Annotated in this window: 26 protein-coding genes; 22 read left to right on the top strand and 4 right to left on the bottom strand. The window is 71.6% G+C overall.

Going from position 1 to position 25,160, the window contains the following annotated elements; all coding sequences use genetic code 11:
- Positions 1–5 precede the first annotated feature (5 nt).
- The 10 genes from MUE36_08935 (at position 6) to MUE36_08890 (ending at position 9,777) form a co-directional block, all read left to right on the top strand.
- Positions 6–455, top strand: coding sequence for an NUDIX hydrolase (locus MUE36_08935; protein ID MCU0311055.1), 450 nt, complete (start codon positions 6–8; stop codon positions 453–455).
- 150 nt (positions 456–605) lie between these two features.
- Positions 606–1,706, top strand: coding sequence for a phosphate ABC transporter substrate-binding protein PstS (gene pstS / locus MUE36_08930; protein ID MCU0311054.1), 1,101 nt, complete (start codon positions 606–608; stop codon positions 1,704–1,706).
- A gap of 12 nt (positions 1,707–1,718) precedes the next feature.
- Positions 1,719–2,729: a phosphate ABC transporter permease subunit PstC gene (gene pstC, locus MUE36_08925; protein ID MCU0311053.1), complete on the top strand. Its 1,011-nt coding sequence runs from the start codon at positions 1,719–1,721 to the stop codon at positions 2,727–2,729.
- Between the two features lies 1 nt (position 2,730).
- Entirely contained in the window at positions 2,731–3,642 is a 912-nt protein-coding gene (gene pstA, locus MUE36_08920; GenBank protein ID MCU0311052.1) for a phosphate ABC transporter permease PstA, read from the top strand.
- A 44-nt stretch (positions 3,643–3,686) separates the two neighbouring features.
- Positions 3,687–4,559 (top strand): phosphate ABC transporter ATP-binding protein PstB, encoded by an 873-nt coding sequence (pstB, locus tag MUE36_08915; GenBank protein ID MCU0311051.1) that lies wholly within the window; start codon positions 3,687–3,689, stop codon positions 4,557–4,559.
- Positions 4,537–5,226: a hypothetical protein gene (locus MUE36_08910; protein MCU0311050.1), complete on the top strand. Its 690-nt coding sequence runs from the start codon at positions 4,537–4,539 to the stop codon at positions 5,224–5,226. Before pstB ends, MUE36_08910 begins: the two co-directional genes overlap by 23 nt.
- Positions 5,226–6,011: a phosphate signaling complex protein PhoU gene (phoU, locus tag MUE36_08905; GenBank protein MCU0311049.1), complete on the top strand. Its 786-nt coding sequence runs from the start codon at positions 5,226–5,228 to the stop codon at positions 6,009–6,011. The genes MUE36_08910 and phoU overlap by 1 nt, the downstream gene beginning before the upstream one ends.
- Entirely contained in the window at positions 6,008–7,288 is a 1,281-nt protein-coding gene (locus MUE36_08900) for an ATP-binding protein (protein ID MCU0311048.1), read from the top strand. Before phoU ends, MUE36_08900 begins: the two co-directional genes overlap by 4 nt.
- A 5-nt stretch (positions 7,289–7,293) precedes the next feature.
- On the top strand, positions 7,294–8,001 hold the full coding sequence (locus MUE36_08895; protein ID MCU0311047.1) for a response regulator transcription factor: 708 nt from the start codon (positions 7,294–7,296) through the stop codon (positions 7,999–8,001).
- 48 nt (positions 8,002–8,049) lie between these two features.
- Positions 8,050–9,777: an MFS transporter gene (locus MUE36_08890; protein MCU0311046.1), complete on the top strand. Its 1,728-nt coding sequence runs from the start codon at positions 8,050–8,052 to the stop codon at positions 9,775–9,777.
- On the opposite strand, the gene MUE36_08885 is transcribed toward MUE36_08890, so the two are convergent.
- On the bottom strand, positions 9,774–10,985 hold the full coding sequence (locus MUE36_08885) for a zinc-dependent metalloprotease (protein ID MCU0311045.1): 1,212 nt from the start codon (positions 10,983–10,985) through the stop codon (positions 9,774–9,776). The two genes, MUE36_08890 and MUE36_08885, sit on opposite strands and share 4 nt — an antisense overlap.
- Before the next feature lie 123 nt (positions 10,986–11,108).
- On the opposite strand from MUE36_08885, the gene MUE36_08880 reads away from it, so the two are divergent.
- Positions 11,109–12,164 carry an NAD-dependent epimerase/dehydratase family protein gene (locus MUE36_08880; protein MCU0311044.1) on the top strand — a complete coding sequence of 352 codons (1,056 nt, stop codon included), beginning with the start codon at positions 11,109–11,111 and terminating at the stop codon, positions 12,162–12,164.
- Between the two features lie 22 nt (positions 12,165–12,186).
- Here the strand turns inward: MUE36_08880 and MUE36_08875 are convergent, their stop codons facing one another.
- A complete protein-coding gene (locus MUE36_08875) occupies positions 12,187–13,374 on the bottom strand; it encodes a S1C family serine protease (protein MCU0311043.1) in 1,188 nt (395 codons plus the stop codon).
- Between the two features lie 65 nt (positions 13,375–13,439).
- Between MUE36_08875 and MUE36_08870 the strand changes: the two genes are divergently transcribed.
- From MUE36_08870 to MUE36_08830, 9 genes are all read left to right on the top strand, one after another.
- Positions 13,440–13,925 carry a molybdenum cofactor biosynthesis protein MoaE gene (locus tag MUE36_08870; GenBank protein ID MCU0311042.1) on the top strand — a complete coding sequence of 162 codons (486 nt, stop codon included), beginning with the start codon at positions 13,440–13,442 and terminating at the stop codon, positions 13,923–13,925.
- Complete coding sequence (locus tag MUE36_08865) at positions 13,922–14,197, top strand: hypothetical protein (GenBank protein MCU0311041.1); 276 nt, start codon at positions 13,922–13,924, stop codon at positions 14,195–14,197. Before MUE36_08870 ends, MUE36_08865 begins: the two co-directional genes overlap by 4 nt.
- Before the next feature lie 2 nt (positions 14,198–14,199).
- Complete coding sequence (locus tag MUE36_08860; GenBank protein ID MCU0311040.1) at positions 14,200–15,195, top strand: rod shape-determining protein; 996 nt, start codon at positions 14,200–14,202, stop codon at positions 15,193–15,195.
- A 91-nt stretch (positions 15,196–15,286) separates the two neighbouring features.
- A complete protein-coding gene (locus tag MUE36_08855) occupies positions 15,287–16,114 on the top strand; it encodes an ABC transporter ATP-binding protein (GenBank protein MCU0311039.1) in 828 nt (275 codons plus the stop codon).
- Positions 16,114–16,911, top strand: coding sequence for an ABC transporter ATP-binding protein (locus MUE36_08850; GenBank protein MCU0311038.1), 798 nt, complete (start codon positions 16,114–16,116; stop codon positions 16,909–16,911). Before MUE36_08855 ends, MUE36_08850 begins: the two co-directional genes overlap by 1 nt.
- A complete protein-coding gene (locus tag MUE36_08845) occupies positions 16,908–18,758 on the top strand; it encodes an AMP-binding protein (GenBank protein ID MCU0311037.1) in 1,851 nt (616 codons plus the stop codon). The genes MUE36_08850 and MUE36_08845 overlap by 4 nt, the downstream gene beginning before the upstream one ends.
- Positions 18,755–19,651, top strand: a complete 897-nt coding sequence (locus tag MUE36_08840) for a branched-chain amino acid ABC transporter permease (protein MCU0311036.1) — start codon at positions 18,755–18,757, stop codon at positions 19,649–19,651. The genes MUE36_08845 and MUE36_08840 overlap by 4 nt, the downstream gene beginning before the upstream one ends.
- Positions 19,651–20,769 carry a branched-chain amino acid ABC transporter permease gene (locus tag MUE36_08835; protein MCU0311035.1) on the top strand — a complete coding sequence of 373 codons (1,119 nt, stop codon included), beginning with the start codon at positions 19,651–19,653 and terminating at the stop codon, positions 20,767–20,769. The genes MUE36_08840 and MUE36_08835 overlap by 1 nt, the downstream gene beginning before the upstream one ends.
- A 103-nt stretch (positions 20,770–20,872) precedes the next feature.
- A complete protein-coding gene (locus MUE36_08830) occupies positions 20,873–22,153 on the top strand; it encodes an ABC transporter substrate-binding protein (GenBank protein ID MCU0311034.1) in 1,281 nt (426 codons plus the stop codon).
- A gap of 63 nt (positions 22,154–22,216) precedes the next feature.
- Here MUE36_08830 and MUE36_08825 read toward each other — a convergent pair whose 3' ends face one another.
- The gene (locus tag MUE36_08825) at positions 22,217–22,873 is read right to left on the bottom strand and encodes a HEAT repeat domain-containing protein (GenBank protein ID MCU0311033.1); all 657 of its coding nucleotides are present in this window, start codon (positions 22,871–22,873) and stop codon (positions 22,217–22,219) included.
- Positions 22,874–22,891: 18 nt separating this feature from the next.
- On the opposite strand from MUE36_08825, the gene MUE36_08820 reads away from it, so the two are divergent.
- A complete protein-coding gene (locus MUE36_08820) occupies positions 22,892–23,512 on the top strand; it encodes a TetR/AcrR family transcriptional regulator (GenBank protein MCU0311032.1) in 621 nt (206 codons plus the stop codon).
- 177 nt (positions 23,513–23,689) lie between these two features.
- Here MUE36_08820 and MUE36_08815 read toward each other — a convergent pair whose 3' ends face one another.
- On the bottom strand, positions 23,690–23,866 hold the full coding sequence (locus tag MUE36_08815; protein ID MCU0311031.1) for a hypothetical protein: 177 nt from the start codon (positions 23,864–23,866) through the stop codon (positions 23,690–23,692).
- A 225-nt stretch (positions 23,867–24,091) separates the two neighbouring features.
- Here MUE36_08815 and MUE36_08810 point away from each other — a divergent pair, with 225 nt between their 5' ends.
- Complete coding sequence (locus MUE36_08810; protein ID MCU0311030.1) at positions 24,092–25,120, top strand: PDZ domain-containing protein; 1,029 nt, start codon at positions 24,092–24,094, stop codon at positions 25,118–25,120.
- Positions 25,121–25,160 lie beyond the last annotated feature (40 nt).

Genomic DNA, 25,160 nt, shown 5'->3' with positions numbered 1-25,160 from the left:
ACGCGATGTCGGCGGGCGGCCGGTCACCGGGCCCGGCGGGCGGCGAGCCCGAGGTGCGCGCCGCCGGGGGTGTCGTGTGGCGGGTCGCCGCCGCGGGGCCCGAGGTCGTCCTCGTGCATCGACCCAAGTACCGCGACTGGACGTTCCCGAAGGGCAAGCTCGACCCCGGAGAGACCGACGAGCAGGCGGCGTTGCGCGAGGTCCGCGAGGAGACCGGCCTCGAGTGCGTGCTCGGCCGTGAGCTGCCCACCGTCACGTATCGGGACGCCAAGGGCCGCCACAAGCAGGTCCGCTACTGGGAGATGACCGTGGCGGCGGGCACGTTCACCGCCAACGACGAGGTCGACGAGATGGACTGGTGCCCGCTCGACGGCGCCCGCCGGCGACTCACCTACGACCACGACGCCGAGGTGCTCGACGCCTTCCTGCGCTTCGCGTCGGGCGATCCGGGCTAGGTCGCCGGCGCGTCCTGTTGCGCGAGTGTTCAGGGCCGGTTCATCTCTCGTTCACCCGGTTTACGTTCGCTCGCCACACTGGCTCCCTACGGTCCCCGACGCGGGAGTCCGTTCCCGCGCCCGTTTCCCCCTCTCGAGGAGAGTCCACTCTTGCGTACCACCCCGCGTCGCCACCTCGTGTGGCTCGTCGCCCTCCTGGCCAGCGTCGGCCTCGTCGCCGCCGCCTGCGGGAGCGACGACGAATCCAGCTCGTCCGACACCACCGCCGCGACCGGAGGTTCGTCCGAGATCGACTTCGGTGCACTCTCCGGCGACCTTCCCGGCACGGGCGCCACGTTCCCCAAGGCCTTCTACGAAGAGGTCATCGCCGAGTTCGAGAACGTGTCCCCGCTGGTCGTGACGTACCCCGGTGGCGGCTCGGGCCAGGGCAAGAAGGACCTCGCCGCAGGGATCTCCATCTGGGCCGGCTCCGACAGCCTGGTGAAGGACGACGAGGACCTCGCCCTGAACGGCAAGCCCTGGCTCTACTTCCCGACGGTCGCGGCGCCGATCACGGTGTCGTACAACCTGAGCGGCGTGGAGGAGATCAACCTCTCGCAGTCCACCCTGGCCGGCATCTTCATGGGCCAGATCACCTCCTGGGACGCCCCGGAGATCGCCGCTGACAACGAGGGCGTCACCCTCCCGTCCACCGCCATCACGGTCGTGGTCCGCTCCGACGGCTCCGGCACGACGTCGAACTTCTCCAAGTTCCTGGCGACGGCCGCACCCGACGTCTTCACCATTGCCTCCGGTGACACCGTGGCCTGGCCCTCGGCCCAGGCCGCCAACGGCAACGCCGGCGTCGCCCAGCTGGTGAAGGACACCGCCGGTGCGATCGGCTACGTCGACTACTCCGACGCCAACGCACTGGGCCTCACCTTCGCGGCCATCGAGAATGCCGAAGGCGAGTTCGTGCCGGCCAGCCTCGAAGGGGCCACCGCGGCGCTCGACGGCGTGACCGTCGAGGAGAATCTCACCTACAACCCTCTCAACGCCCCGGGCGCCGAGTCGTACCCGATCACGGCACCGACCTACATCCTCACCTTCGTGACCTACTCCGACGAGACGACGGTCGAGAACCTGAAGGGCTGGCTCACGTTCGTGCTGACCGAGGGTGAGCAGCTCGCCAACTCGGTGGACTTCGCCAACCTGCCGGAGGGCCTCCAGTCCAAGGCCCTCGCCCAGATCGACCAGATCACGGTCGGTTAGCCAGCGTCACCCATGGCGCCACTCCCCGAGGATCCATCCCCCGGATCGGTTGCCGTCCTCGACCCCACCGAGGGGTCGGGGGCGGAACTGATCGCCGCCGGTCGCGTCAACATCGGCGACCAGGTCTTCCGGGGAGTGGCGCTGGCGGCGGGCCTCCTGGTCCTCGCCATCCTGGCCCTCATCGCGGTCTCCACCACCCGGGAGGCCTGGCCGGCGTTCGAGCAGCAGGGCATCTCGTTCGTCACCACCAACGACTGGATCCCCGCCGAGGGCAAGTTCGGGGCGCTGGCCTTCATCTACGGCACGGTCCTGGTGTCGTTCCTCGCCTTGGTGATCTCCGTGCCCGTGAGCCTGGGCATCGCGCTGTACACGAACGAAGCCGCCCCGCAACGGCTCAAGAAGGTCGTCGTGTACGTCATGGACCTGCTCGCCGCCATCCCGTCGGTGGTCTACGGGCTGTGGGGGATCCTGGTCTTCGCCCCCAACGTGAAGGGCGTCTACGAGGCCATCGGGGGCGCGGTCGAGGGCTGGCCGGTGCTCGGCACGATCTTCGGTCCCACCTCGAGTGGACGGGCCTTCATGACCGCCGGGATCATCCTGGCCGTCATGATCACCCCCATCATCACGTCGCTGTCACGCGAGGTCATCGCGACCGTCCCGAGCGCCCAGCGCGAGGCGGCCTACGGGATGGGCGCCACCCGCTGGGAGATGATCCGCTCCGCCGTACTCCCGTGGAGCCAGGGCGGCATCGTCGGGTCGGTCATGCTCGGGTTGGGCCGGGCGATGGGTGAGACCATCGCCGTGGCCCTGGTCATCGGTTCCAACGCCCAGATCACCGCCGACCTCTTCGCCCCGGGTGACGCCATGGCCGCGGTCATCGCCAACCAGTTCGGCGAGGCCGGGGGGATCCATCGTGCCGCCCTCATCGGGCTCGGCGTCGTGCTGTTCGGCGTGACCATCATCGTGAACGTGACCGCTCGCGGCATCGTCGGGCGGTTCGACAAGAAGCTGTCAGGAGCCTGAGGTGGCCGGTCTCGACTCGCCCGAACTTCGCCAGGAGAGCGATCGGCTCCTGCTCGAGGCGACCACGTCGCGTTCGCGCAGCGTCAAGAACCGGGTGGCCAGCGTCTGGATGGCCGGTTCGCTGGTGGTGGCCGTCATCCCCCTCGCCTTCGTCATCTACTACGTCGTGGCGAAGGGCATCGGGGTCATCGACTGGGCGTGGTTCACCGAGGACATCCAGGCCCGGACCCGCGAGGCCGGCGGGGGCATGGCGCCGGCCATCGTGGGCACGCTCGTGATCACCGGCCTGGCCACGCTCATGTCGGTGCCGCTCGGCATCCTCGGCGCGATCTACCTCAACGAGTACGGCGGCAAGGGCCGGATGGCCAGCATCATCCGCTTCATGTCCGACGTGATGACCGGCGTGCCGTCCATCGTGATGGGCCTGTTCGTCTACACCGTGTGGACCCTCACCTTCGGCCTCTCGGCCTTCGGCGGCGCGCTGGCGCTGGGCTGCCTGATGCTGCCGATCGTGATCCGCTCGACCGAGGAGATGCTGCGGCTGGTCCCCGAGGAGCTGCGCCACGGTAGCTACGCCCTCGGCAACCGGAAGTGGCGCACCATCATGACCGTCGTGCTGCCCGCGGCGTTCGGCGGGATCGTCTCGGGGGCCATGTTGGCCGTCGCCCGCGCCGCCGGCGAGACCGCCCCGCTGCTGTTCACCATCGGGGCCGCCCGCGCCGTGAACCTCGACGTGTTCGGCGGCGCCACCACCGCGCTCTCGGTGCAGATCTTCACCAACGCGCAGTCCCCCTTCCAGCCCGCCATCGACCGGGCGTGGGCGTCGGCGCTCACCCTGGTGGTCATCGTGTTCATCTTCACGATCGCCGCCCGAGTCGTGTCCGCCCGCGTGGCCCGGCGCCACGCCGCCTGACCGTGTCGACCCTCGATCCCCCCCTACCCGGAGAGAGCCCCACGATGTCTGCCGATGCCCCGACCGCACCTCCCGCCGGTGGTGCCGCCACCGTGGCCCGCGCCGTGGCCGCCCCTCGTCAGGAACGCAGCGGCGAACCCGAGGTCGTCTTCGACGTCGAGGGTCTCAACGTGTACTACGGGCCGTTCCGGGCGGTGCGCGACGTCGACGTGCAGGTCCACCGTCATGAGATCACGGCGTTCATCGGGCCGTCGGGCTGCGGCAAGTCCACCGTGCTGCGCTGCTTCGACCGCATGAACGACCTCATCGAGGGCGCCCGCGTCGAGGGACGGGTGATGTACCACGGCGTCGACCTCTACGACAGCCGCGTCGACCCGGTCGAGGTGCGCAAGCGCATCGGGATGGTCTTCCAGAAGCCGAACCCGTTCCCCAAGTCGATCTTCGACAACGTCGCCTTCGGTCCCCGTCTGAACGGCGTCAAGAAGGACCTCGACGACGTCGTCGAGAAGGCGCTGCGGGGCGCGGCGCTGTGGGACGAGGTGAAGGACCGGCTGAAGAAGTCGGCCATGGGCCTCTCGGGCGGGCAGCAGCAGCGTCTCTGCATCGCCCGGGCCATCGCCGTGGACCCGGAGGTGGTGCTGATGGACGAGCCGTGCTCGGCGCTCGACCCCATCGCCACCGCCCGCATCGAGGACCTGATGCAGGAGATCAAGTCGGAGTACACGATCATCATCGTGACCCACAACATGCAACAGGCCGCCCGGGTGAGCGATCGCACGGCGTTCTTCACCACCGAGGTGAACCCCGAGAGCGACACCCGCACCGGACTGCTCGTCGAGTACGACTTCACCGACAAGATCTTCTCGGCCCCGGCCGACGAGCGCACGGAGAACTATGTCACCGGCCGATTCGGCTGACGGCACGCCCCTCCGCCTGCAGTACGGGGCGGAGCTGGAGCAGCTCTCGCTCCAGGCCGAGATGATGGGCATCGTCGTCGACGAGAACCTCCAGCTCATGCGCGAGGTCCTCGTCACCGGCGACACGGCGCTCGCCGAGCGGGCGCTCGCCGCCGACGACCGCATCGACGCCATGAACGTGTCGCTCACCGAGCGGTGCTACGAGCTGTTGCGCCGGGAGGCCCCGGTGGCCGCCGACCTGCGCCTCATCGTCTCGGTGCTGCGCGTCATCGCCGAGTTCGAGCGCATCGGCGACCTGTGCCTCCGGGTCGTCAAGCAGGCCCCCCACCACGACGAGCTGCGTTCGGTCCCCGAGGCCTTCGCCACCTTGTGCACCCTCGCCGACGACGCGGTGGCGCTCTACCGCGAGGCGCTCCAGGCGTGGTCCACCCTCGACGCCGAGCGGGCCGCCTCGGTCGCCTCCTCGGCGGTGAGGGCCGAGCTCGTCGACGGGCTGGTGGCTGCGCTCCTGGCCAACGACCGGCCCGACGCCGTGTCGGCCGCCCTGCGTACGATGGTGGTCGGCCAAGCTCTCGATCGCATCATCGACCACTCGGCCATCCTCGGTGCCCGGGTCCGCTACCTGATCACCGGGGACCCAGCCCACCTCGCCGCCGAGGTCCGTTGATGTCACCGACCGACGGGCCACCAGGAGACACCGTGCCCGAGCAGCGCAAGTCGTTCCACAGCGAGCTCGACCAGATTCGTGATGGCATCGTCCGGCTGGCCGCCATGCTCGGTGAGTTCATCCCCCGGGGCACCGAGGCGTTGCTGACCAACGACATGCACGCCGCGCAGCGGTTGATCGAGGCCGACGACGAGGTCGACTCGTTGACGCTGAAGATCGAGGAGGAGTGCTACCACGTGCTCGCCCTCCAACAGCCCATGGCCACCGACCTGCGCAGCATCGTCACCGCCCTCTGGCTCACGGCCGAGATCGAGCGGTCGGCCGACCTCATGGTCAACGTCGCCAAGGGGGCACGGCGCATCTACGGCGCCTCGCTCGACCCGAGGGTGCGAGGCCTGATCGAGCGGATGGCCGAGGAGGCCGCCCGGCTCTACAAGCTCGCCATCGACGCGTACGTCGAGCGTGACGACGCGCTCGCCGCCGCCCTCGACGACATCGACGACACCCTCGACGGGCTGCACAACGACTACATCGAGGCCATCTTCCAGTCGCACGCGGTGGCCACCCTCGACCTGCAACAGGCCGTGCAGCTGGCGCTCATCGGCCGCTACTACGAGCGCATCGGCGACCACGCCGTGAACACCGGCCAACGGGTGGAGTACATGGTCACCGGCTGGCTCCCCGAGCGCAGCGGGGCGGCGCGCCTCGAGGCCCGGGCGGCCATGAAGCTCGAGGACGACGAGTACGAGATCCGCCGATTGCTGGAGCCCGGGGCCGACGGGTGACCCCGACGCTGGCGGTGGTGCAGGTCCAGCTCGTCGTCGTCGTCGCCCTCATCGTCGCGGTCGGTGTCGCGGCCGGTCTGTGGGCGCGGGCCGCGGAGCGCCGGCGCATCACCGAGACGATCATCGAGTCGGTCGAGCGAGCGGGCCTCACGCTCGACGAGGGGCCCGACCCGGTGGCCGCCGGGCTGGCCACGTTCGAGCGTACGGTCGCCGACTGCGCCGACGAGCTGACCGCTGTGCGCTCGATGCGCCACCTGCTCGAGGACGCCCTCGACGGTCTCCCCCAGGGCGTGCTGATCATCGACGCCACCGGCGCGGTGGTGCACCGCAACGCCGCCGCCGAGACCTTCGCCCGGGCCCGCCACGCCGATGCGCTCGTCGAGGCGGCCGTCGGGGAGCTGGTGACGAGCGCCCTCGGTGGTCTCCCCGACCGGCGAGAGCTCGAGCTCTACGGCCCGCCCCGCCGGGTGCTCGTCGTGGAGGTGGCGCCGATCACCGCCACGGGGGGCAACGCCGCCGTCGCGGTGATCGACGACATCACCGAGCACCGCCGCCTCGAGGCGGTCCGGCGCGACTTCGTCGCCAACATCAGCCACGAGCTCAAGACGCCGGTGGGTGCCATCGGCCTCCTCGCCGAGACGCTGCTCGGCGAGGACGATCCGGCGGTGGCGTCACGCCTCGCCGGGCGCATCCAGTCCGAGTCGCTGCGCGTCGGACGAACCATCGACGACCTGCTCGACCTGTCGCGCATCGAGACCTCCTCGGTCGACCATCCCGACTCGGTGGCCCTCGACGGCATCATCGGAGAGGCGGTCAGCCGCATCCATCCCGCCGCCGAGCAGGCCGGCATCTCGATCGACGTCAGCGGCGTCGACCACGCCATCGAGGTCCCGGGCGACGCCCGCCAGCTCACCTCGGCGGTCAGCAACCTGCTCGACAACGCCGTGAAGTACTCCGACCCCGGTTCGACGGTCGAGGTGGGAGCCGAGCTCGGCGAGGACGGTCGTGTGTCGCTCACCGTCGCCGACCACGGAATCGGCATCCCCGCGCGCGACCTCGAGCGCATCTTCGAGCGCTTCTACCGCGTCGACCAGGGCCGCAGCCGCGAGACCGGCGGCACGGGCCTGGGTCTGGCGATCGTCCGGCACGTGGCGGTCAACCACCACGGCACGGTCGAGGTGGAATCCCGCCTCGGCGAGGGGTCCGTCTTCACACTGCGCGTCCCGGCCACCGCGACCGTGGCCGTCCCGTCGTCCCATGAGGAGCTCGTCCGATGACCAGCATGCCGTCCGTTCTCGTCGTCGAGGACGAGGACTCCTTCGTCGACGCCCTCACCGTCGGGCTCGTCAGGGAGGGCTTCGAGGTGAGCATCGCCCGTGACGGCGCGGAGGCGCTCGACATCTTCGACGACGTCCAGCCCGACCTCGTCCTGCTCGACGTGATGCTCCCGAAGTTGTCCGGGCTCGACGTGTGTCGGGAGCTGCGGCTGCGGTCGAGCGTGCCGATCATCATGGTCACCGCCAAGGGGGCCGAGATCGACACCGTGGTGGGCCTGGAGGTCGGCGCCGACGACTACGTCACCAAGCCGTACCGCCTGCGCGAGCTGGTCGCCCGGATGCGGGCGGCGTTGCGGCGCCACTCGCCCGAGCCGGTCCCGGCAGTGGTGGCCGTCGGTACCGGTGACGTGGTGTCGGTCGGCGACGTGAGCCTCGACCACGAGCGCCACGAGGTGGTGATCCGCGGCGAGGAGGTGCGGCTCCCGTTGAAGGAGTTCGAGCTCCTGGCCATCCTCCTCGAGAACGCCGGGCGGGTCCTCACCCGGGACACGCTCATCGACCGCGTGTGGGGCAGCGACTACGTGGGCGACACCAAGACGCTCGACGTCCACGTCAAGCGCCTCCGGGCCAAGGTCGAGCCCGACCCTGCCGCCCCCTCCCGGATCGTCACGATCCGGGGCCTCGGGTACAAGTACGACGCCCCCCGGGGCTGACCGCGGGCCTCGGTCGCGGGGCCCGGCGCCCCTCCTAGCATGGGCCGGGTGAGTTCCCCCCCGTCCCCGCTGCGGCCGGGGTTCGGCGCGTCGACCGAACGGGATCCTCGAAAGCCGTGGTCGCCGTCGGCGTTCTCCCGCCTGGCGCGGGCCCACGCCGCGGGGGTGGCCGGTGACGCCCTGTTCGCCATGGGGCTGGCCGGGACGGTCTTCTTCTCGCTGGACTTCGACTCCGCCCGGTGGCGCGTCGCCCTCTACCTGGTGTTGACGATCGCCCCGTTCGCGGTGGCCGCGCCGCTCATCGGGCCGGCCCTCGACCGGATCAGGGGGGGCCGACGCTGGATCATCGTCGGGTCGATGGGAATGCGGGCGGTGCTGTGCGTGCTGGTGGTGCTGCACCTCGACAGCCTGCTCTTCTACCCCGAGGCCTTCGGGATGCTGGTGCTGGCGAAGGTGTACACGATCTCCAAGAGCGCCGTGGTGCCGGGGACCGTGCGCAACGACACCGAGCTGGTCGAGGCCAACTCGAAGCTGACCGTCCTGTCGGCGCTGGCCGTCGTGGTGGCGGTCGTGCCCGGCGGGATCCTGCTGGCCCTCGGGGGGGCGCAGTGGGCCCTCGGCCTGGCCGCCATCGTCTTCGCGGTGGCGACGGGTCTCGCCCTGAAGCTCCCGCCCACGCAGGTGGCCGTCGAGCCCGAGGGGGAGGCGGAGCGCGAAGAGCTGCGCAGCGCCGGCATCTTCCTCGCCGGCACGTCGATGGCGGTGATCCGCGGCATCGTCGGCTTCCTGTCGTTCATGCTGGCGTTCGCGTTCAAGAACGCGGGCGCGCCGCTGTGGCAGCTCGGTGTGGTGGCGGCCACCGCGCAGCTCGGGTTCTTCGTCGGCGCAGTGGTGGCTCCCCGTCTGCGCCGGCTGCTGAGCGAGGAGCGCATCCTCGTGGGGGCCCTCGTCGTGACGGCGGTCGGAGGTGCGCTGACGGCGATGGTGGGGGGCCTGCCCGGCGCGGCGATCCTCTCGATGGTGGTGGGGGCCACGGGGAGCTCGGCGAAGCAGGCCTTCGACTCCATCGTCCAGCGCGACGCCCCCGACGCCAACCGGGGCCGGTCGTTCGCCCGGTTCGAGACTCGCTTCCAGCTGGTCTGGGTGCTCGGGGCCCTGGTCCCCATCGTCATCCCCGTGCCGGCGACGGTCGGCTTCGCGATGATCGGGTTGGCGTCGACCGTGACGGTCGTCTGGTACCTCGTGGGGATGCGGCGCGTCCGTCAGGGACGGGTGCCGGTCCGGCGGCGGGGGTGGCGTCGTCACCCGATCTACGGGCCCGACGCCGAACCCGACCCCGCGGCGGCGACGCGCCCGGTGGCCGAGCCCGCCGTCGGGCCGCCCCCTCCCTCGACCCCGCCTCCGCCCCCGCCGTTCGCGGGGCGCGCCCAGGCTGCTCCGCCCCCGGCCGACCACCTCGGCCGTTCGTCGCTGTTCGGGACCGACCCGACGGTCGTCGACGAGGACCGCACCGTGACCCTCGACCCGGACCGCACCGTGGTCGTCGACGACCCGGACCCGACGTCCCTCCTGCCCGACCGGCCGGACCGGACCCCGCCTCGCGTCGCCACGCTCGTCGACCCCGCCCGGCGCTGGATGCCGGCGTCGCCCCCGCCGCCGCACGAGGAGCCCACGCTCGAGGGCCAGGGACTGCTGTTCTCGCCCGACGATCTCGCCACCGCCGAGGACGACCCGACCGAGCGGACCGACCCGACCGACCCGACCGACCCGACCTAGCCCTCGGGCAGGTCGATGCGGGCCAGCCAGAGCCCGGGGGCGTCGATCTCGGCGGGGGTGGGCAGGGTGCGTTCGGACTCCCAGAGGCGGACCAGCCCGTCGGCGCCGGCGCGCTCGTGGACGCCGGCCACGAACGCCGAGCCGCGGTCGTAGGCGGCCTGGGTGAGCTCCAGACCGAAGAGCCGCTCGACGAACCGGTCCGAGGGGTGGGCGTCGACCCGGCGGCGGCGCAGCGCCTCGCCGAGCATCCTGCCGTCGCCGATGAGCCCCGGCGCGACCTGGTCCATCACGTGGTCGACGTAGCCCACGACGGCGCACACCAGCGCCTCGAGCCGGGGGAGCAGCGCCCGTTGCTCGGGGGACTGGATGGCGCCGAGCAGCACCTCGGGGTCGCCGAAGAGGGACTGTTGGATGTCGCCCATGTTCGTGGGGTCGGCGATGTCGAGCGACCCGAGCCGGCTCTCGAGCGCGCCGGCATCGGGCTGGAAGCCGCCGGTGTAGGCCGAGATCAGCTCGTCGAGCCGGGCCCGTACGTGGGGGATGCGCACGATGGTGTGGGTGGCGATCTCCTGGAGGCACACCCACAGCCGCAGGTCGTCGGGGGGCAGCGACCACTCGCGCCCGAACTCGTCGAGGTTGGCGACGACGAGCATCAACTCGTCGGACGGGGACCGGGGGATGGGCAGGTCGTACTGGCCGAAGGACCGACGGGCCAGGTGCCCGACCATCGAGCCGGCGGTCATGCCGAGCATCATCGGTCCCACCATGCGCAGCAGCGGGGCCATGAACCCCATCGGGTCGGCCTCGTCGGGGGTGGGTGGGGGCTCGTCGGGATCGTGCAGCGACCGGGCGAGGGTCTCGAAGAGCGGGCGCCAGGCGTCGAGGGTGGCGGTCACCCACTGGCCGCGGGTGACCGGGGTGACGGTGACCCCGAGCCCGCTGGTCGAGGCGGGCAGGCCGGTCGCGGCGCTCACGTGCAGCTCGGCGACCCGGGCCAGCTGCTCGATCTTGATGCGTTCGAGCGGGTCGACGTTGGCTTCGGGAGTGCCGTCGGTGGCCACCGTGAAGGCGAGCTGCCGGGCGGCGTCCCAGCCGACCGGTCCCTGCTGGGAGAAGAGCCGGGCGAGGTCCCCGAAGATCGGCATACCCTCGAACGGGTTGCCGCTGGAGCGACCGAACGGGTCGTCGTCGGGGGGTTCCGGACTCACCGTGTCAGGCTAGTGGTGCCTCGCGGATTCCCCGAGGCGCGTCGCGGCCCGACCCTGCGGTCCGCCGAGCACCCCGGGGACCGAGGGTGCGGGCGTCGGTCGGCGGCGGGCATGATGGGCCGGGTGGAGCACACCGTCGTCGTGACCGGGGTGGCCGGGCCGCTCGGTCGACGGGTCCTCGAGGAGCTGGGTGGCCTCGCCGAACGGCGGGTGGCGGTCGACGCCGCGCTCGACCCTTCCTCGCGGGGCGGTCGGGGCTCGTCGGTCCGGGTCGCGCCCTTCGCCCTCGGTGACGCACGGCTGGCCTCGGCCGTCGCCGGGGCCGACGTCGTCGTGCACCTGGGGCCGGCGTCGGGCCCCGAGCTCGACGGCACGGGCGGCGACACCGTGGACCTCGACGGGTTCGGTTCCTTCCTCGACACGCTCGAGGTGGTCGGGCAGGTGTCCCACCTCGTGGTGCTCTCGACTGCGCTGGTGTACGGCTCCAGCGAGGACAACCCGGTGCCGCTCACCGAGGACGCGCCGCTCCGGCCCGATCCGAGGGTGCGCTTCGCCGGTGACAAGGCCCGGCTGGAGGTGATGGCCCGGGCTTGGGCCGACGAGCACGGCGCCACGTGCACGGTGCTGCGCACAGCCGTGGTCGTGGGTCCGGGGAACGGACGGTGGTTGGCCCGGTCGCCGTGGTCGACCTCGGGGATCGTGGTGCGCCGGGCCGAGCCCCCCGTGCAGTTCCTCCACGTCGACGACCTGGCGTCGGCCGTGCGGGTCGCCGTCGAACAGCGTCTCGACGGTGTGGTCAACGTGGCGCCCGACGGATGGTTACCCGGAGAACAGGTGAGGGCGCTGAAGGGCCCCACGATCCGGATCCGGCTGCCCTGGCGGGTCGCGTACCGCCTCGCCCGGCTGGGGGCGGTGCTCGGCTCGGGGCGGGGCAGTCCGGCGGCGGTGGTGGCCGCCTCGGGGCCGTGCGTCGTGGCCAACGACCGCCTCCGCGAGACCGGCTGGCTGCCGCGCCACACCAGCGCCGAGGCGTTCGTGGCCGCCGACCCGGGAGGGCCGTGGACCCGCCTCACCCCTCGCCACCGTCAGAGCCTCGCCCTGGGCGGCATCGTCGCCGCAGTGGGTTCGGTCGTGGCGGTGGCTGCCGTGCTGGTCCTGCGCCGCCGCCGTCGGCGCTGAGCGTCCGGGTGCGATCCGCGGATCAGGGCCGGTCGGAGAGGACGACCGCGACGCGGAGGTCCTCGCCGTCGCGGCGGACCGTGATCGTGACGGTGTCGCCCGGACGGTGGTGGCGGATGGTCGAGGCCAGCTCCGACATCGATCGCACCGCGGCGCCGTCGACGGTCGTCACGACGTCGCCGGGGCGCAGACCGGCGACGTCGGCGGGACCTCCGGGCGACACCGCCGTCACCCGGGTCCCGGCCGGACCGGGTGCCTCGGCCGCGACCCCGAGGTCGGTGCCGCTCAGCCCCAGCCACCCGTAGCGGGCCCGGCCGGTGGTCACCAGGTCGTCGGCGGCCCGGACGGCCATGGCGATCGGCACGGCGAAGTGCTCGTCGGTCGAGGTGACCCGGGTCGTGGTCGGCGGGTCACCGGACGGGTCGGTCGACGCGGGGGTGACGTCACCTTCGGGGAGGAACACCCCGAGGACGGCGCCGGTCTCGTCGCACAGCAGGGCCCCCGAGGTGTCGGCGGGGGTGCCGAGGACCGTGCGGATGAGGTCGTGACGGGCGGCGTCGCCGCTGCCCACCTTCCATCCGGTGCCGGTGATGCGGCCCTGGCCCGAGGCGGGCGACTCGACGTCGTCGGGGCGATGGGCGACGGCGAGCGCCGGGGCGCCGGCCTCGACCGGCTCGTCGGTCTGCAGCGGGGCGGGGACGAGGTCGGTGGCCTCGACGCGGACGACGGCGATGCCGCTCACCGGGTCGGCGCCGACGACGGTCGCGGGGAGGACGCGACCGTCGGCCAGGGTGACGGTCGGGTCGGTGACCTCCTCCACCGCCTCGGCGGCGGTGAGCAGGTGGCCGTCGGCGCGGTACACGACGGCGGTGGCCGTGGTGGGCACGCCGTCGCGCCGGGCGTCGAGGCGGGCGACGGCCGGGCCGAGCGCGGCGATGGCCTCGTCGCGTGGGGAAGCGGCGACGCCCGTCGTGGTGCCCGGCGACCCGCTCGTCGCCAGCGCCCCGGCGGCGGCGAGGGCGCCCAGGACGACGACCAGCCCGGAGGCGACCAGGGCGGCGCGGGGGCGGCGCCGGCCGGTCCGGGTCGTCGGTGCGGGCGACGCGACGGCGGGGGAACCCAGCTCGGAGGGGTGTCGCCAGAGCCGGTCCTCCGCGGGGAGGGGAGGTTGGAACCCGTCCGCGTCCTCGGGCTCGTCCTCGGGCGACATGGGCGCGGAGCGTACCGGTGACACCCGGATCGTTGGACGCGCCCCACTACGATGCGCTCGTGCCGATGCCGACCCCCGACGCCGACGACTGGGTGGCGCTCACCGCCGAGGACCTCGACGTGGCCGCCGCGACGGGGTGGGTCGCCCGCCCGGACTGCGGTGCCGTGGTGGTGTTCAGCGGCCTGGTGCGCGACCACGCCGAGGGCACCGTCGATGTCACCCACATCGACTACGAGGCGTGGGCCGAGCAGGTCGAGCCGCGCCTGGCCGCGGTGGCCGCCGAGGCGCGGACGCGGTGGCCCGACCTCGGGCGGGTCGTGTTGTGGCACCGTGAGGGGACCGTCGCCCTCAGCGAGTCGTCGGTGGTGGTCGCCGTCTCCGCGCCTCACCGTGGTGCCGCCTTCGCGGCCGCCGAGTTCTGCATCGACACGCTCAAGGCCACCGTGCCGATCTGGAAGAAGGAGCACTGGGCGGGGGGCTCGTCGTGGGCCCGGGCCGCGCAGCACATCACCGAAGTCCCCTCGGTGGCCGCGGTGGGGGAGCCTCGGTGAGCAACGTCGCCTTCCTCCTGATCGTGGTGGTGATCACCGTGCTCGGCTCGCTCGTGCTGTGGCTCCGTCACCGCAAGCCGACCACGTTCATGTCGAGCGTCGACGAGTTCCAGGAGGAGATGCGGGCGCTCGGCCGTGATCCCCAGGAACCGGGGAGCGGCCGCCGGACCGGCCGGCCGCGGCCGGTGGGGCCCCCTCCCAGTCGCGTCCCCCCGCCCTCGTCGCGTCGTCGGGCCCCTGAGGGCGCCGACGAGCAGGGCGGAGGGCGGTAGCCCTGGCCCGCGACCTCGCCATCGACCTCGGGACGGCGAACACGCTCGTCTACGTGCGCGGCGAGGGCATCGTGTTGAACGAGCCCTCGGTGATCGCCCTCAACAGCCGCACCCAGGACGTCCTGGCCATGGGCCACGAGGCGTGGCAGATGATCGGGCGGACCCCCAGCTACATCGTCGCTGTGCGGCCGCTGCGCAAGGGCGCGATCACCGACTTCGAGGTGACGCAGCGGATGATCCGCCTGCTGTTGCAGCGCGTCGGGGTGAACCGGTTCAACCGTCCCCGGGTGGTGATCTGCGTGCCGTCGGCGATCACCGCCGTCGAGCAGCGGGCCGTGACGGAGGCCGCCCGGCGGGCGGGGGCCGCGGAGGCCCACCTCATCGAGCAGCCCATGGCGGCCGCCATCGGATCGGGCCTGCCCATCAACGAGCCGCTCGGCAACATGGTCATCGACATCGGCGGCGGCACGTCGGAGGTGGCGCTCATCTCCCTCGGGGGCGTCGTCGCCCTCGAGGCCGTGCGGGTGGGCAGCTTCGACATCGACGCCGCCATCCAGACCTACATCCGTCGTGAGTACGGGATCGCCATCGGGGAGCGCACGGCCGAGGAGATCAAGGTCACCATCGGTTCGGCGTGGCCGACGGAGAACGAGTTCGCCGCCGAGGTGCGGGGGCGGGAACTGATGAGCGGCCTGCCCAAGACGGTGATCCTCACCGCCGAGGAGGTGCGCGACGCCATCGAGGAGCCGGTGTCGGCGATGGTCGACGCCGTCATCGCCTGCCTCGGCCACGCGCCGCCGGAGTTGGCCCAGGACCTCATCGGCCAGGGCATCCACCTCGTCGGCGGCGGTGGCATGCTGCGCGGCCTCGACCTGCGCCTCGAGGCCGAGACCGACATCCCGGTGCACCTCGTCGAGCTCCCCTTGGAGTCGGTGGTGCTCGGTGCCGGGCACTGCATCGAGTCGTTCGATCACCTCCGGGTGATGTTCATGGAGTGACGCTCGATGACGGATCCGTCATCGAGATGTCGTCGCCGCCGTGATCTGTGACTACAGTCACGGCCGATCCACGTAGTGCTCCGGGGGGACGATGGCCCAGACGACGACCGCGCCGAGCACGACCGACGTCGTGCTGGGGGTGAGCAACCTCGAGGTCGTCTACAACGACGTCGTGCTGGCGGTGCGGGGCGTCTCGCTGCAGGTGCCCCGCGGCACGATCGTCGCGGTGCTCGGCGCCAACGGCGCCGGCAAGACCACGGTGCTGCGGGCCGTCACCGGTCTGCTGGGTGTGCACCGGGCGAAGGTGACGAAGGGGTCCGTCGAGCTCGACGGCCGGCGCATCGACCGTGACGACCCGGCGGACATCGTCCGTGCCGGCATCGCCCAGGTGATGGAGGGCCGGCGGGTCTTCGCGGCGCTGACCGTGGACGAGAACCTGCGGGCCGGTGCCTACACCCGTCGGTCCAAGGCCGAGATCTCGGCGAGCTACGACCGGGTGCTCGAGCTGTTCCCGGTCCTGGGCGAGCGGCGCAAGTCGATCGCCGGCTACCTGTCGGGCGGCGAGCAGCAGATGGTGGCCATGGGCCGGGCGCTCATGGCCTCGCCCGACGTGTTGCTGCTCGACGAGCCCTCGCTCGGGCTGGCCCCGCTGATCGTCGAGCAGATCGGCCGGATCATCCAGGAGGTCAACCGTCAGGGCACCAGCGTGTTGCTCGTCGAGCAGAACGCGGCGATGGCCCTCGGCGTGGCCGACCACGGGTACGTGATCGAGAACGGGCGGGTGGTGAAGGACGGGCCGGCCGCCGTCCTCCGCGACGACAAGGACATCCAGGAGTTCTACCTGGGTGTCGGTGACGCCGGCCGCAAGTCGTTCCGCGACGTGAAGACCTACCGTCGCCGGAAGCGGTGGAGCGCCTGATGTCCGACGTGGGCGGGGCCGCGGCCCCCGAGGAGACGCTGCTGTCGGTCGAGCGGGTGTCGTTGCGCTTCGGTGGCGTGAACGCCCTGACCGGGGTGAGCTTCGACGTGCGTCGGGGCGAGCTCTTCGCGGTGATCGGCCCGAACGGCGCCGGCAAGACGTCGATCTTCAACTGCCTGAACGGTGTGTACCGGCCCCAGGAGGGCTCGATCCGCCTGCGCGGGAGGGAGCTCGTCGGCACCGGCTCGCGTCGGATCGCCGAGCTCGGGATCGCCCGCACGTTCCAGAACCTCGGGTTGTTCACCAACCTCAACGTGATCGACAACCTGATGCTGGGTCGCCACCACCTGATGCGGACCGGCTTCTTCTCCGGTGCGCTGTGGTTCGGGCGGGCCCGGCGCGAGGAGATCGACAACCGGCTCGCCGTCGAGGAGATCATCCAGCTCCTCGAGCTGCAGGCCTATCGCTACCGGCCGGTGGGGCTGTTGCCCTACGGCATCCAGAAGCGGATCGAGCTGGGTCGGGCCCTGGCCATGGAGCCGGCCCTGTTGCTGCTCGACGAGCCGGTGGCCGGCATGAACCTCGAGGAGACCGAGGACATGGCCCGCTACATCCTCGAGATCCGGGAGGCCCTCGACCTCGCCATGATCCTCGTGGAGCACGACATGCACATGGTCATGGACCTCGCCGATCGGGTGATGGCCCTCGACTTCGGCGTGCCCATCGCCACCGGCACCCCCGCCGAGATCCAGTCCGACCAGCGCGTCATCGACGCCTACCTGGGGGTGGGCTCGTGACCGACATCGCCGTCACCGGCGTCGCCGGCCCGGCGCTCGAGGGCGAGCTCGAGCCCACGCTGCCCGCCGTGTTGGTGCGTCGGGCCCGTGACACGCCCGACGCGCTGGCGCTGCGCAAGAAGACGCTCGGGCGCTGGAAGCCGTACTCGTGGTCCGACTACGCCCGGCGCACGGCGGCGGTCGCATCGGGGCTCGAGAAGCTCGGGGTCGGCCCGGGCGACCGGGTGGCGGTGCTGTCGGAGAACCGCCCGGGATGGGTGTTCGTCGACCTCGCGGTGCAGGCCCTCGGTGGCGTCACCGTCGGCGTCTACCCCACCTCGCCGCCGGCGGAGCTCGAGTACCTGCTCAACCACTGCGGCGCCAAGGTGCTGGTCGCCGAGGACGAGGAGCAGGTCGACAAGTTCGTCGAGATCCGTGACCGGGTGCCGAGTGTCGAGAAGGTCGTCGTCCTCGACCCCCGGGGCATCCGCACCATGTCGACCGACGGCCAGCTGCTGACCTTCGCGGCGCTGAACGCCCTCGGCGAGGACGCCACGCTCGACGACCTCGACCGACGCGCCGCGGCCGTCGACCCCGCCTCCGCGGCGATCATCGTCTACACGTCCGGGACGACCGGCCCCGCCAAGGGAGCGATGCTCTCCCACGCCAACCTCACCGCCGCCGCGGTGGCCGCTCGCGAGCAGTTCGCCGTCGACGGCCGTTCCGAGGTGCTCTCCTACCTGCCGCTGTGCCACGTGGCCGAGCGGCTCATCTCGGTGATGGGCGCCCTGGGGTCGGGTTACGTCGTCAACTTCGGCGAGGGCGGTGACGCCTTCGCCGGCGAGCTGCGCGAGGTCCAGCCCACCTTCTTCCTCGGGGTCCCGCGGGTGTGGGAGAAGATGATGGCGTCGGTCGAGATCCGCATGGCCGACGCCACCTGGCTCAAGCGGGCCGTCTACCGGCACTTCACCAAGCGGGGCGCCAAGCTCGGGGCCAAGCGCCGCCGGGGCGGCCTCGGGTTCGGCGGTTCCATCAGCTACGCCATCGGGTGGGTGCTGCTCTACCGGCCGTTGCGCCAGAAGCTGGGGCTGTTGCGCATCAAGGACGCGCTGTCCGGGGCGGCGCCGATCGCCCCGCAGGTCCTCGAGTTCTTCTGGTCGCTCGGTGTGCCGGTGCGCGAGGGGTACGGCCAGACCGAGAACACCGCGCAGGCCACCCTCACCCCCGAGGGCGACGTGCGCATCGGCAAGGTCGGGCGGCCGGTGCCCGGCAGCGAGATCCGCATCGCCGACGACGGCGAGATCCTCACCCGGGGCCCGGGCACCTTCATGGGTTACTACGCCGACCCCGACGCGACGGCGTCCACCCTCGACGCCGACGGGTGGCTGCACACCGGCGACGTCGGCGACCTCGACGCCGACGGGTACCTCACGATCTCGGACCGCAAGAAGGACATCATCATCACCGCCGGGGGCAAGAACATCTCCCCGTCGGAGATCGAGAACCGCCTCAAGGTGTCGCCGTACGTGCGGGAGGCCATCGTGATCGGTGACCGGCGCAAGTACCTCTCGGCCCTCATCGGCATCGAGCTCGACACGGTGGCCAACTGGGCGCAGCAGCGCCGGCTGGTGTTCACCACCTACGAGGACCTGTCGTCGAAGCCGGAGGTCGTGGACCTCGTGCGCGAGTGGGTCGACGAGGTCAACCGCGACCTCGCCCAGGTCGAGACGATCAAGGCGTTCCGGCTGCTCCGCAAGGAGCTCGACCAGGAGGACGGGGAGATCACGGCGACGGCGAAGGTGAAGCGCACCGCGGTGGCCGCGGAGTTCTCCGACGTGATCGAGTCGATGTACGAGGGGGCCTCGTGACCGAGTTCCTCCAGTTCGTCGTCTCGGGGGTGGCGGTGGGGTGCAAGTACGCCCTCGTGGCCCTCGGGTTCGTCATCATCTTCAAGGCCACGGGGGTCATCAACTTCGCCCAGGGCGGCTTCGTGATGCTCGGCGCCTACCTGACCTACAACGCCGGCACCACCTGGGGCTTGCCGTTCTGGCTGGCGGTGATCGTGGCGATGCTCGCCACCGCGCTGGTGGGCATGCTGCTCGAGCGCCTCGTGCTGCGGCGCATGGTGGGTCGACCGGCGTTCGCGTTGATCATGATCACGGTCGGGCTCTTGTTCATCATCCAGGAGGTCGTGACCACCATCTGGGGCTTCGACGCCCTCAACCTCGGCGACCCGTGGGGCGTCGACGTGGTGAACGTCGGTGACATCGTCATCACGGTCGCCAACATCTGGAGCATGATCCTCACCGCCGTCGTGGTGAGCGCCTTCTTCCTCTTCTTCCGCTTCTCGGCGCTCGGCCTGGCCATGCGGGCCACGGCCCTCGACCAGGAGGCGGCGCTCGCCCAGGGCATGAGCGCCAAGCGGGTGTGGGCGGCGTCGTGGGGGATCGCCGGTGCGGTGGCGGCCATCGCCGGGGTGACCATCGCCTCGGGGTCCGGCAACCTCACCCCGCAGGTGCAGTTCATCGCCCTGCTGGCCTTCCCGGCGATCATCCTCGGGGGCCTCGACTCGCCCGGCGGCGCGGTGCTCGGCGGCATCATCATCGGGGTCGTCCAGTCGCTGACCGCGGGCTACCAGGAGGACTACTTCTCCTGGGTGGGCACCGGCTTTCAGTCGGTCATGCCCTACGTGGTCATGCTGTTGATCCTCCTGTTCCGTCCCTACGGTCTGTTCGGGACCAAGGAGGTGAAGCGGGTCTGATGGCTCTCACCCGTCGCCGCAGCCCGGAGATGGTCGTCGACTACTCCGACGACGTCGGCCTGTTCCGTTCCCGGGGCATGCAGGTCGGGATGCTCCTGTTGCTCGTGCTGTACCTGTTGATCCCGAACAGCCTCGACGACTTCTGGATCGGGGTCCTCAACTACTGCGCCATCTTCGCCATCGGCGGCATCGGCCTGAACCTGCTCACCGGCTACACGGGCCAGGTGTCGCTCGGTCACGCCTTCTTCATCGGGTGCGGCGCGTACGCGGCGGCGTGGTTCGGCGGGGAGCAGGGTTGGCCGATGATCCTGTGGCTGCCGATGGCGGCCATCGTCGGCGGCGTGCTCGGGGCGGTGATCGGGCCGGTGGCCCTGCGCCTGCACGGCAACTACCTGGCCATCGTGACCATCGGGTTGCTGTTCCTCGGCGAGCACATCTTCACCGAGTGGGACGCCGTGACCGGGGGCGGGCGGGGCACCGCCGTCGACGCCAGCCTGGCCCTCGGTCCGCTGGACTTCACCAAGCTCGAGCTGTTCGGCACCACGTTCAGCCGGGACCAGAGCCTGTTCTTCCTGTTGTGGGCCGTCGTGGCGATCACCGCGCTGATCGCCAAGAACATGGTCCGCACGCGGCCCGGGCGGGCCATGCAGGCCATCCGCGACCGCGACGTGGCCGCCGAGGTCGTGGGCGTCTCGCTGCTGCGCTACAAGGTCGGGGCCTTCGCGGTGTCGAGCGCCATGGCCGCCGTGGCCGGTGCGTTCTACGGGGCGGCCATCCAGCGGTTCGTGTCGCCCGTCGAGTTCGGCGGCACCCTCGGGCTGGTCCTGTCGATCACGTTCGTGGCGGTCATCATCGTCGGCGGGATGGGCACGGTGTTCGGGTCCATCCTCGGTGCGCTGGTGGTGGGTGCTCTCCCGCGGGTCATCCAGAACTTCTCGGGGGACATCCCGTTCCTGTCCACCTCGCCCACCGACGACGGCATCGTGTCGGTGGCGTCGTTCAACAACATGCTGTTCGGGGCGCTCATCGTGGTGTTCCTGCTCGTCGAGCCGAGGGGCCTGGCCGCGCTCTGGTTGCGGGCCAAGGCGTGGCTCAAGTTCTGGCCGTTCTCCTATTGATGTCCGACTGATTCCCACTGATCCCATCCGGTCGCTCCGGCGGCCATCAACCGCTCGACCCCTCGGGGTCGGGCCCGATCCACCGACAACGAAGGGAAGCAACATGCGATATCGCCGCACCGTTCGCCTCGCGGCGGTGGCCATGGCCCTGGGGCTCGTGGCTGCCGGCTGCCGAGGCTCCGATGACGAGTCCAGCGGGACCACCAGCGATCCGGGCTCCACCCAGGAGGTGACGCCCGGCGTCGGCTTCGACGGGACCAACATCACCCTCGGGGTGCTGACCCCCCAGACCGGCGCGGCGGCCGTCCTCGGCAACCCGCTCACCAAGGGCAACGAGGTGTTCTGGTCGTCCTACAACGAGGCCGGTGGCGTGGCCGGCAAGTACCAGGTGAAGCTGAACATCCTCGACACCAAGTACGAGCCGCAGACCGCGGTGCAGCAGTACCAGGCGTCGAAGGCGTCGGTGGCCGCCTACCAGCAGGTGCTGGGCACCCCGACCGTCGACGCGCTGCTCCCGCAGCTCACCTCCGACAACGTGCTGGCCGGGCCGGCGTCGCTCGACGCCTTCTGGGTGCGCGAGACGAACCTCATGCCGATCGGCGGGCCGTACCAGGTCCAGGTGATCAACGGCATGGACTACGCCATCCGCACGCTCGACGCCAAGAACAAGAAGGTGTGCGCCCTCACCAAGGACGACCCCTACGGCGAGACCGGCCTCGAGGGCCTCGAGTACTCCGCGGAGGAGGAGGGCTACGAGATCGTGGCCGAGGCCACCTTCAAGACCGGTGAGACGAACTACACCGCGCCGATCAGCCAGCTGAAGAGCGCCGGGTGCGAGCTCACGCTCCTCGTGGCGCTGCCCAACGAGACCAGCCCGATCCTGTCCGAGGCCGTCGCCCAGGCGTTCGCCCCGCAGTGGCTGGCGGTGTCGCCGACCTGGGTGAGCGTCTTCGCCCAGTCCGGTCTGGCGCCCTACCTGCAGACGAACTTCACGCTGATCGCCGAGGGCCCCGCGTGGGGCGACACCTCGGTGCCGGGCATGGCGAAGATGATGGACGACATCGCCAAGTACGCCCCCGACCAGCAGCCCGACATCTACTTCCAGTTCGGGTACGCGCAGGCCTGGGCCATGGCCCAGATCCTCGAGCAGGCCGTGACCGACGGCGACCTCTCGCCGGCCGGCATCGTGGCGGCCGCCCAGAAGATCCCCGAGCTGACGTTCGAGGACCTGAGCGGCAACTACACCTACGGTCCGACCGCCGACCGGAACCCGCCGCGGACGTCGTCGGTGTTCTCGATCGATCCCGCCACTCCCGGCGGGCTCTCGCCCATCGAGACCAACTTCACGTCGTCGGCCGCGGAGTCGTTCACCTTCGCGGAGTAGCCCTCGACTGCGGGGTGGTCGGTCCTCGCCGGGCCGGCCACCCCGTCGTCGCGCCCCGGGGGCTCAGGCGGTGAGGTCCTCGGCGGCCTGGCGCACCTGCCAGTCGCGGTCCGACGCCGCCCGCTGGAGGGCGTCGTCGACCTCGGGGCCGTCGAAGGGGGCGAGGGCGATGACGGCCCGGCGGCGCACGGTCGCCTTGTCGTGGGTGGCCGCCAGGATGGCGGGGAGGCCGGCGGGATCGCCGATGGCGCCGAGGGCAGCGACAGCCGCTTCGCGGCAGAGGGCGTCGTCGTGGCCGGTGGCGAGGGCGGCCAGCCGGTCGACGGCACCGGGCGGGGTGCGCTCACCGCACGCGAAGGCCGCCGTCTCGACGACGGTGGCGTCGGGGTCGTCGAGCAGGGCGAGGACGGCGGCGTCGACCTCGGGGTCGCCGACGTGGTGGGCGGCCGCCTCCTCGACGGCCCGCCGGCGGACGGTGCTCACCGGGTCGATCAGTGCGGCGACGAGCTCGTCGACGTGGAGGTCGCCGGTGCGCACGAGCGCGCCGAGCGCCGTGGCGCGCACCGCGGGGTCGGGGTCGTGGAGGTACGAGCGGGCCGTGGCGCTGTCGCCGCGGTGGCCGGCCAGCGCGGCCCCCCGTCGGCGCGCCAGGTGGTCGGCTAGCGTCCGTGCGACCGGGGCGGCCCCGGCCGGCCCCGCCTGGTCGTGGGTGTCGGACATCGTCGTAGTGGACCACGAATGACCGAGACCCGCCCACCCACCAAGCGTCAGCGTCAGGCGGCCGAGACCAGGGAGCGGATGCTGACGGCGGCGGCCGACGTGTTCGCCGAGCTGGGCTACCGGGGGGCGACGGTGGGGGCCATCACCGACGCCGCCGGCACCGCCCACGGCACCTTCTACCTGTACTTCCGCAACAAGGACGAGGCGTTCAGCCAGGTGATCGAGGCGGTCACCGCCCAGATCCTGACCCGCCCCGAGGTCGGACCGGACGCGTCACGGCGGGAGCGCACCGAGGCGATGGTGCGCAGCTACATCGGTGCGCTCGGGAGGTACCCCGGGTTGTACCGGGCCCTGCTCGAGGGGATGTTGCAGAGCCCGGCCATCGAGGAGCTGTGGCTGGTGCTGCGCGAGACGTTCGTGCGGCGCATCGTGGACGGCATCGACCGGGTGGTGGCTCGTGGCGAGATGCGGCCGCTGCCTGACAGCCAGCAGGCCGCTCGGGCGCTGGTGTCGATGTGCGAGTGGCACGCGTTCGTGGCGCTGGGCCTCGGCCACCGGGTACCGACCGGCGAGGAGATCGAGACGGCGATCGACACCGTGACCGACCTCTGGAGCCGCGCCACCTGGGGCCCCGACTGACGGACGAGCGGGACGGGTGGTCTCACTGCTCGGAGGTTCGTCCCAGGTGGCTCGGGGAAGCGCCAGCGACCGAGCCACATCGCGTTCCGACGAGGCGGAGCCGAGGAGGACGCAGTGGGCACGGCGAGGGGAAGCGCCAGCGACCGAGACACACCGCGGCGCAGAGCGCCGCCATGATCACAGGGCGTTGTTGAGGACGATGACGCCGCCGATGACGAGGACGGTGATGACGACGGCGGTCACGACGCCGAGGACGGACAACAGGATGACGAGGCCGACCGCGGAGCGGGCGCGGCGCGAGGCGGTGGGGCGGATGGCGTCGATCACCGGCTCGAAGGACTCGTCAGCGCTCACGTGGGCTCCTCGGGGTGCTGCGTGCGGTCGTTCTCCGGTCGGTCCGTGGCAGGCTTGAGCGCCCCTCGCCCCCGTCCGGAGCAGTTGACCGTCATGGACACCGCAGAACCGACTGTACTGCCGCCGTACCCGCCGTCCGGGGGCGACGAGGGGCCTCCCGGTGCCCCACCGGACGAATCGGTCGGTCCGCAGCGGTGGTGGACGCGGCGGCGCGCCGTCGCCGCGGTGATCTCGCTGTCGCTGCTCACCGCGGCGGCGCTGATCGTGTTCCTGTGGAAGCTCGACTACTACACGCTGTCGCCGGGTTCGGCTCGTGAGACCGCGCCGTTCATCCAGATCGAGGGCGCGCCCACCTTCCCCGACCAGGAGGGGATGGTCGACTACCTGACGGTGTCGGTGAAGCAGGCCACCCCGGCCGACGCGTTCCTCGCCTGGATCGACCCGGCGATCGACATCGTCGACGCCGAGCTGGTCCTCGGCTCGCAGACCCCGTCGGAGAACCGGGAGCTGAACCTGCAGCTGATGGCCAGCTCGAAGGACTCCGCCACCTACCAGGCGCTGCAGCGGTTGGGCTATGAGATCCCCATCTCGGGCACGGGGGCGGTGATCGCCTCGGTGGCCGCCGACGTGCCCGCCGCCGCGGTGCTCGAGCGGGGCGACACCGTGGTGAGCGTCGACGGCCGGCCGGTGGCGGTGAGCCAGGACCTCAGTGGCCAGGTGGCCGCGCTGCCGCCCGGGGCGGTGATCGAGCTCGGGGTGCAGCCCTTCGAGGGGGGCGACACCCGCGTCGTGAGCGTCGAGCTCGTGGTCCGCCCGGACGACCCGACCCGGTCGATGATCGGCGTGTCGACCTTCACCCGTGATCTCACCTTCGACTTCCCGGTGCAGGTGACCATCGATTCGGGTCAGGTGGGCGGGCCGTCGGCGGGCCTGGCCTTCACGCTCGGCATCCTCGACGCGCTCACCCCCGAGAGCATCACCGGGGGGGCGCGGGTGGCCACCACCGGCACCATGGAGCTCGACGGGACGGTGGGGCCGGTGGGGGGCGTGCACCAGAAGGTGGTGGCGGCGTCACGGGAGGGCGTCGACCTGATGCTGGTCCCGTCCGCGGAGCTCGAGGAGGCCCGCCGCTACGGCGGCGACCTGCGCATCGAGCCGGTCGACGATCTCGACGACGCTCTCGCGGTGCTCGCCACGATGGGCGGTGGCGACGCCGTGCTCCCCGCACCCACCGAGGCCGTCCCCGTCGGTTGACGTGACCGACGGTCCTTCGGCGGGGCCGGGAGCAGTCCCC

This window comes from Acidimicrobiales bacterium, assembly GCA_025455885.1.
Classification (GTDB): domain Bacteria; phylum Actinomycetota; class Acidimicrobiia; order Acidimicrobiales; family Acidimicrobilacustridaceae; genus Rhabdothermincola_A.
The sequence above is the reverse complement of the archived record's forward strand: the minus strand, read 5'-3'. Positions and strand labels throughout refer to the sequence as shown.

Excerpts from the sequence above, each read along its gene's own strand:
- MUE36_08935 (MCU0311055.1), top strand. The coding sequence starts at position 6 with ATGTCGGCGGGCGGCCGGTCACCGGGCCCGGCGGGCGGCGAGCCCGAG.
- pstC (MCU0311053.1), top strand. The coding sequence starts at position 1,719 with ATGGCGCCACTCCCCGAGGATCCATCCCCCGGATCGGTTGCCGTCCTC.
- pstB (MCU0311051.1), top strand. The coding sequence starts at position 3,687 with ATGTCTGCCGATGCCCCGACCGCACCTCCCGCCGGTGGTGCCGCCACC.
- MUE36_08910 (MCU0311050.1), top strand. The coding sequence starts at position 4,537 with ATGTCACCGGCCGATTCGGCTGACGGCACGCCCCTCCGCCTGCAGTAC.
- phoU (MCU0311049.1), top strand. The coding sequence starts at position 5,226 with ATGTCACCGACCGACGGGCCACCAGGAGACACCGTGCCCGAGCAGCGC.
- MUE36_08895 (MCU0311047.1), top strand. The coding sequence starts at position 7,294 with ATGCCGTCCGTTCTCGTCGTCGAGGACGAGGACTCCTTCGTCGACGCC.
- MUE36_08875 (MCU0311043.1), bottom strand. The coding sequence starts at position 13,374 with ATGTCGCCCGAGGACGAGCCCGAGGACGCGGACGGGTTCCAACCTCCC.
- MUE36_08870 (MCU0311042.1), top strand. The coding sequence starts at position 13,440 with ATGCCGACCCCCGACGCCGACGACTGGGTGGCGCTCACCGCCGAGGAC.
- MUE36_08855 (MCU0311039.1), top strand. The coding sequence starts at position 15,287 with ATGGCCCAGACGACGACCGCGCCGAGCACGACCGACGTCGTGCTGGGG.
- MUE36_08850 (MCU0311038.1), top strand. The coding sequence starts at position 16,114 with ATGTCCGACGTGGGCGGGGCCGCGGCCCCCGAGGAGACGCTGCTGTCG.
- MUE36_08835 (MCU0311035.1), top strand. The coding sequence starts at position 19,651 with ATGGCTCTCACCCGTCGCCGCAGCCCGGAGATGGTCGTCGACTACTCC.
- MUE36_08830 (MCU0311034.1), top strand. The coding sequence starts at position 20,873 with ATGCGATATCGCCGCACCGTTCGCCTCGCGGCGGTGGCCATGGCCCTG.
- MUE36_08825 (MCU0311033.1), bottom strand. The coding sequence starts at position 22,873 with ATGTCCGACACCCACGACCAGGCGGGGCCGGCCGGGGCCGCCCCGGTC.
- MUE36_08820 (MCU0311032.1), top strand. The coding sequence starts at position 22,892 with ATGACCGAGACCCGCCCACCCACCAAGCGTCAGCGTCAGGCGGCCGAG.